This is a genomic window from Paenibacillus sp. TAF43_2 (assembly GCF_052113545.1).
Taxonomy (GTDB): Bacteria; Bacillota; Bacilli; order Paenibacillales; family Paenibacillaceae; genus Pristimantibacillus.
In genome coordinates, this window is record NZ_JBFRDK010000066.1 from 22,097 (window position 1) to 30,273 (window position 8,177).

The following is an 8,177-nucleotide window of genomic DNA, read 5'->3' on the forward strand; positions in this document are numbered from 1 at the left end:
AGCTTGTGTTAAGAGGCTATGAGGAAACCTCTATTCGTTATTATAAGGTTATTCCCAGTTTCAGCCAATACTTTTATTTTTATATCGGATTACAGAAGAAAGAGCCTCTTCCTAACGCTGAAAGAGGCTTTTTGTGCTTTGGTTTACAGCCATCAGGTTTAACAGATATAATCATTAAAAATAATAATTAGTAATTATGTTAATTGAATAATGTTTATGTTATTATACTCTTGTGAAATGAAATGGATTTGTGTATTTACTGTCTTTTCTCGTATGAATTCATATGATAGTTAGGTTATTTTTGATTCTAAAATAAAGATGACGGGTGATCTTACATGAAACGTAATGACGGTAATAAATTTATTAATGATAGTTTAATCGCGCAATACAAGTTTGATCTTGCTGAACATATCGGCAAGGACAGCTCTGGGAATAGAAATGACGGGTCGCCATCAGGCGCTTCCATTCAAACTGTAGGAGGCAAGACTGCAGTCATGCTTTCAGGGGGACGCAACGGCACATCCTATGTGCAGCTGCCTGTGGATCTCTTGAAGGATGTTAGTGATTTGACCGGTATTACCATTTCAACTTGGGTATATGCGGGAAAAGGATCAAGCGTATGGGAAAGAATTTTTGATTTCGGCAAGGGGCAGACAGGTCCTTATATGTTCTTAACACGCAATTTGCGTGCAGCTTGTTTTGCAGGGGAAGACTTGATCGCAGATCCTGGAAAAACTTTTGCGGCGGGAGAATGGATGCATATTTCTATGTCTGTAGCAGGAACGAAGTCCGGTACATCCAGCAGTGCAGGACCGATTGTATATGTGAATGGCGAGGTGGCTGCAGATGGAACGATCAGTCAGACATCAAGCGGTACCTATGCTAAATTGCGTGCATGGTTTGCTTCTTTCGCTGACCAAGAGAATTACTGCAACAACTATATTGGAATGTCCCAGTACGATGCAGATGTGGATTTTTGCGGTTCGCTTTCGGATTTCCGTGTATACAAAGCGGGACTAACACAAGATGAAGTAATTGAAGTGATGTGCGAATCGTTGACGGATGAAGAGATTGTTGAACTTGCCAAAGACAAGTACTTAATGTTCCCAACCTCCATGATTACAAAAGATATTGCACTGCCTTCTTCTCTAATGGGCGGCAAAGTGAGCGTATCATGGGCATCGAGTGATATCGGCACGATTTCTAATGAGGGAATCGTCAACAAGGAAATGCAGTCGGCAAAGGGCGTAACGATGACAGCCATCGTAAGTAAAGGAGCAAGCTCTGCTGTAAAAAGCTTCACCGTATCTGTACTTCCTCAGGGTGTACCACCGTATACGTTGACTATTAATGGAAGCAAAGAGATATTGGATGTCAGTCCTGTTTTATACGGCTTATTTTATGAGGATATTAACAATGCAGCTGATGGTGGTATATACGCAGAGCTCGTGCAGAACCGCTCCTTCGAGTCATTTGCGTTCGACAGCTACTCTCATGTGTGCGGCGAGCATGGTGCTTCAACAGGAAGAAACTACACGCCTCTGCATGCATGGTCTGGCGATACGCAGCAAATGACGGTGAAAAATACGGGCGGTTTAAATGATTTTTTCGGAATGACAGACAAAGATGTGAATGCTCATTATGTAACGGTAGCGAGCGGAGCGACGATAATCAATCGAGGTTTTGCGGATTCCAATCAAAACTGTGCAATGGCGATTAGACAAGCTGYCAAATACAACTTTACGATCTGGGCAAGAGCTGAAGCGGCAGGCACGATCACCTTGCAGCTGCTGCATCAAGAGGGTGTCTCCATCAGCGACACAGTGGTTGTTCAAATAGAAGGCGGAGGCATATGGAAAAAGTACGGTGTGGACAGCCCCCTTGTATTGACGGGCTTAACAACGGTGCTTGGTCAATTGGCTTTAACCTTTAACGGCGAAATCTCGATCGATATGGTCTCACTGATGCCGGAGGATGTTTGGGGGGCGGGCGAGGAACAGCGATCCTCGACGGCTCATGCAAACTTTAAAGGAAATTCAAACTATAGACTGCGAAAAGACTTAGTAAACGCACTATTTGATTTGCATCCTACTTTTCTTCGTTTTCCAGGCGGCTGTATTTCGGAGGGCTCTCACATTTGGGAAAACGTATACGATTGGAAGGAATCTGTAGGGGATGTGGAGCTGCGCAAAGAAAACTTTAACGTATGGGGTTACATGATGACGATGGGCCTTGGCTATATGGAATATTTCCAGTTGGCTGAAGATCTGAACGCCACTCCGCTCCCAGTTATGGCCTGCGGCGTGCTTTGCCAGGCTCGTTCGGATTACGCGAATCCCGCTGGCGGCAAGCTTAGGGACTATTACGTCAAAAACTTTACAGACTTAATCGATTTTGCGATTAGTACAGATTTTGAGAATAACGAATGGGCTGCTTTGCGTAAAAAAATGGGCCACGAAGCGGCGTTTGATTTGCATTACTTAGGCGTGGGCAATGAAAACTGGGGCACAGAATTTTTTGCGAACTTTGAATACTTTAAAGCAGCTATTGATGATTATATGGAGCAGCATTACGCTGGATATGAGCTGCATATTATTTCAACCGTGGGCGCGCAAGCGGATGATGATGCTTATCAGCAGGGCTGGAAGTTTTTAAGCGGCAGCTTGGCAGGCTCGGAGACGATAAGCTTTACGGACGGTATGTCGCGCATTGAAGAAACCGTTACGTGGTATGAGAAGCAAAAGAATTACATGGATACGATTGCGGATGAGCACTACTATCGTTCGAATGAGTATTTGTTAGCTAATGCGGACCGATATAATTACTATTACAGAGCTTACAATGATGATGGCAGCCTGAATGAAGCCGAGACCTCCAAAGTATTTGTCGGCGAATATGCTTCAACGGATAAAAACACATTGGCTGGGGCAATTGCAGAAGCAGCGATTATGACCAGCTTCGAGAATAACTCGGATGTCGTTCGATTAGCAGCAACTGCACCGTTGTTTAATAAGGTTCTGACAGATGGTACATATCGATGGACCCCGGATTGTATTTGGTTTGATGATGAAACGGTATGGTATACACCGAACTATTACGTGCAGCAGCTATTCGGAAAATATATTGGTACTAAAGTAGCAGATACGTCGTTTACGACTTATCGGAACGGTGAGCGGACTGCGCTCATCCCTCGCGGTGGCATTGAAGTGGCTGCTGGAAATGCTGATATTGTTGTGAAGCGTGTGAAAGTAACGTCCAATGTGGATGGCAGCGTACTTTTTGAACAGGATTTTACGAAGGAATTAAATGCGGCTTGGCAAGTCATTCCGGGCTCAGCAGGTTATACGCTTGATTCGGCCAAAGGCTTGGTATTAAAAGCGCAGAGCAGAGGCTTGAATGGATTGTATATCCTTAATGAAGCATGGACCAATTACAAAGTTGAGGTTGCAGCAGAACGAATATCCGGTACAGACGGTTTTTATGTAGGCGCAGGCTTGACCGATATTTCACCCGACAATAAGGATGTTATAGAATATGCGATCGGCTATAATGGCAGCGCCACTGGCGTAAAGGTGTATAAGCAAGGAATTGAGGGCTATACGTTAGGGGATTACTCCTCGAGCACAGCCGCAGGCAATTTGAGAGCTAGCTGCTATGAAGAGCTCGCCGACCATACCGAATACACGATTACAGTGAATTATGGAGGAGCCAATGGCCAGCATTTGATCTGTTCCTATACGGATGGCGCAGCAGCAAGCAAGGTTCTGGATTATAAACTGGAAGCCTATAACAGGGAAATCTATCATTCCGTAACCAAAGATGACAAGCATATGTATGTGAAGCTGGTTAATGCAGACGATGTGGAGAAAGCAGTGAAGCTTGATTTTAAAGGGATAAATGCAGCTGCTACGGGTAAATGGGTCATATTAACGGGTGATGCTTCACTTGTTCATGTTCCGAATGTGAACAAAAAGAACGATGAGAAAATAACCCCAATGGAAGCTGAAATACAAATCGAGAATAACGCTGCTATAATAAATTTGGCCGCCCATTCCGTGAATGTTATTATAGTGAGCCTAATGTAATCGAGAAAAACACTTTATCATTGAGCCTCAGAGACTAGTCTCTGAGGCTCTTTTATTGGCAACCAGATCTGTTTGTAATTCTTATTCATTACATGACTGAACAGTGATAAACTATGGAATAGCCTTTAACGTTTTGGAAAAGTAGCATTGCACGGATTAGATGGGGGACTGGATAACATGTTGCTTGCAAATAATGTTAAGTTAAAGGATTTGCTGAACGGAAATAAAATGGATACACCTTCCTTTTTACATATAGYGATCGCGCTGACTGAATCCGTACATAAGGCTCATAAGCAAAACCTACTGATCGGTCATTTGAATCCAGCAGGGATACTCATTCAATCGGAAATAAATAGTGTTGTGCTCACAGACGAAAGAATAACAGATTACGCCTACCTATCTCCTGAACAAACAGGCAGAATCAATCGTAAGGCTGACGAACGAAGCGATTTGTATGCAATCGGCATGATATTTTATCACATGCTCGCAGGTCGTCTGCCCTTTCAAGCACAGACTATGGAAGAATGGCTGCATGCCCACCTTGCGATTGTGCCAATGCCTTTGCGTAAGGTGCGTTTGGAGCTGGAGGGTTCTCTCGAAAATATTATTATGAAGCTGTTGTCGAAGAGGCCAGAAGACCGCTATCAGAGTGCTTTTGGATTGCTGTTTGATTTGAAAAGCTGTGCTTCTTCCATGGAGAAAAAAGGAGAAATCATCCCTTTCGAAATCGCTCGTGTCGATGAGGCTAGTCGGTTTCAGCTGCCAAAAACTCTTTTTGGTCGTGAAATGGAAGGAAGGGCGCTCCGCGAGGCTTTGCAACAGGCGCAAGCCGGCGTGTCTTCGTTCGTATTCGTTAGCGGAAGTGCAGGCAGTGGAAAAACCGCGCTTATTCGAGAGTTTCAGGTGCTGGCTAGAAAAGAAGGCAGTCTGTTCATTGGAGGGAAATGTGATCTGATGAATCGTGACGTTCCGCTCTCGCCGCTCTTGCAGGCTCTGCGGAGCTTAATTCGGCAAATATACAGCCAGTCCCCTGAACGAATGGCAAAGCTGAAGTTGCAGTTGGAAGAGGCATTAGGTCAAGGAGCAGCTGTTATCGTACAGCTGCTGCCAGAAGCAGCTAAGCTTTTTGGCGAACTTCCGTCTGTGGAGCCGCTGCCTCCTGCCGAAGCGGCTATTCGGTTTCATCGCTTGATTCCTCTTTTTATGAATATATTTGCTGAAGAGGAACATCCTCTCCTTATTTTTCTAGACGATCTACAATGGGCAGACCCAGCTACGTTGGATGTCCTTCGTTCGCTTGCCCATGCTCCCAATCGATTAAACTTACTAGTAATAGGAACGTTAAGAGTAGAAACGGCTTCTGGCTGCTCGGACAACGGAGCAAATCAAGGTGAAGCAGCCGTATGGATGGAGAACACACTTAACTTGCAGCATGCAAGCTCATCGATACCTGTACAGCATATCGCCCTCGAAGCGCTGACCTATTTGGATGTAAGGCAAGTTCTTTCGCATGTTCTTAACGAAAATTCGGCTCGTGTACGAACACTTGCAGAGGTGCTATATCATCGAACAGGCGGTAATCCACTATTCGTACATCGTCTTCTAGACAGCCTGTATCGTGAGAATAAGCTTTATTATGATGAGGAAGCTGCGATTTGGAATTGGGATGCTGCGGCAGTTACACAGATACCGGAACATCCTGACATTCTTCATTTAATCGGGACCCGTATTCGTATGCTTTCACCGGATATGATTGAGCTGCTTGCCATAGGTGCAGCGATTGGTCATCGTTTTCATTCCACTACGATCGCTTTAGTAAGCGGCCGCTCTCCGCTTCATACACTTCAGCTTTTACATTTAGTAGAGGAAGAGGGTTTATTAAGTAGAGAAATTGAGATGGATGATGCAGCAGCGGATGAAGGTTATTATACATTTATGCATGACCGTGTGCAGCAGGCAGCTTATATGACTATTGCCGAAGCGGAAAAAGCGAACTTGCATCTGACCATCGGCCGTGTGTTAGGCGACCATTCATTAGAAGAGCATGAACACTCCATTTATGATATGGTGTATCACTTGAATATGGGCAGCGATAAGCTGGTAAATGAAGCAGAAAAGATGGAGCTAGCTGAATATAATTATCAGGCAGGTTTGAAATCGAAGGCAGCAACAGCATTTGCGGCTGCTCTGAACTTTTTTGAAAAAGGCTTGCAGCTTGCGGGGGATGATTGGAGGAGTACGAGCTCACTAGCCTATCGTCTGATGCTGGAGCTGCCTGAATGTGAATTTATGTGCCGTCGCATAGACAAGGCAGAAGCTCTGCTCGAACAATTGATGTCCTGTACTACGGACTTGGTGGAGCGCTCTCAGATTTACCTGAAACGCATAGCCATGTATTCGTACTTGAAGAATGACGAGCTTGCTGTCCAGATTGGAAAGCAGGCGCTGGAGGAATTTGGATGGATTTTTTCCAGTAAGCCCTCTAAAGCTGTCATCGTAAAGGAATTGATCATGACGCAAAGTGCATTATTTAGTATGCGGCATGAGATTATGAATTTACCGATTAATCGTAATCCTAAGTATAAAGCCTTGTCGGACTTGGTCATGGCGATATCATCTTCTGTATTTACATTAAGCCTTGAACTGTCTGCTGTACTTTTCTCAAGGTTCATTCGCTACGCTCTAAAGCATGGAAGCAACGAAGCGTTCGCTTTTATGCTTGCTGGCTATGGCATGATTATTTTTAAAATTTCTTTCTATCATACGGGACCCCAATATATAGATTTGGCATTTAAGCTATCAGCCTCCTTTGAAAGCTCGGATTTGCGAAGCAGACTGCACTATATTAAGGGGCTTGTTGGGCTGCAGCAGAATCCTGAAGCAAGCGTCAAGCATTTTGAGCAATCGATTTACTATGGGATGGAATCGATTAATCTGTCCTATGTAAGTATCGCTATGCTAACCTCTACGACCACTCATACCGGAGATTTGCATACACTTACTGCACGGATTTCGAATTATGAAGAAATTTCACAGCAGCTACTGGATGAAGTCACAGTGAATATCTTTCGCATTGCAAGGTGGTATGCCGCACAAATGCAGGATGGAGCGGGTGAATACGATGAAGTCGTAGTGCCTGTGCTGAAGGATCGATTCGAGGAGAAGCTGAATAATGAGGTTTATTATACTTGTACCAGTCAGATAGAAATTGCTTATTTGTTCGGACGCTATCACGATGCCCTGGAATGGGTAGAGAAGGGCAAATTCAACACGTTTCGTCAAACCCGGATGCAAGTGCGCAAACAGCATATTTACCATTCCCTGACGCTTGCTGCCATGTATGCGGAGGCAGCGGTGGATGAGCAAAAGGGCATTCGCGCAAAGCTTAACAAGCAATTGCGCAGCATGAGGCAATGGACGGGATATTACGGGAATGAATCTTCAGCATATTTGCTCATAACCGCTGAGCTCCACCGTATTGATGGTGACCGAGTGAATGCAGCCAAAGGATTTGAGGGAGCGACCCGAGAAGCTCGAAGGGAAGAAAATGGGCTAATGGAGGCTATTTCTTGTGAGCGTGCTTCACTCTTCTATAGGGAAGCTGGGAGTATTACCGGAGCGGATGTTCTGATTGCAGATGCCTGCGCTGCTTATTCAAGATGGGGGGCAACTGCTAAAGCAAAAAGACTGATAGATTCAAATTCCACACTGAAATTAGCTATGGCGGAACTACAAACAGAAAGCGTGGCTGCCACTGAGGAAATTGGACAAGTAAGCACTATCCATGAAACCAGGCCAATGTTCATTGATGAAAAGGCGTTTATACGGCAAATTACAGATTGGTCAAGAAAGGCAGATGACTCTAATGTAATGAGCCAATTCCTGGAGTCGGCACTTCGGTATTCCGGTGCGGAAAAGGGATATGTGCTGGAGAGCCATGAAGAGATTTTCACCATTGCAGATCAGGCTGGCACTAGGAATGAGAGTGATGGAGAGGTTTCGTACGCGGAGGCTATCGTCCGTTATGTGGTTAAGACAGGTGATTCGGTTGTACTCGCAAATGCTTCACGCAGCTCATACGCAGCTGATCCC

General features: G+C 44.8%; 2 protein-coding genes. Both read left to right on the forward strand.

Annotated features, from left to right (window positions below):
• Positions 1–335 precede the first annotated feature (335 nt).
• Positions 336–4,085 (forward strand): alpha-L-arabinofuranosidase C-terminal domain-containing protein, encoded by a 3,750-nt coding sequence (locus tag AB4Z17_RS15925; RefSeq protein WP_441960779.1) that lies wholly within the window; start codon positions 336–338, stop codon positions 4,083–4,085.
• A 177-nt stretch (positions 4,086–4,262) separates the two neighbouring features.
• Positions 4,263–8,177, forward strand: a 3,915-nt coding sequence (locus AB4Z17_RS15930; RefSeq protein ID WP_441960780.1) for an ATP-binding protein, incomplete at its 3' end; no start/stop codon positions are given.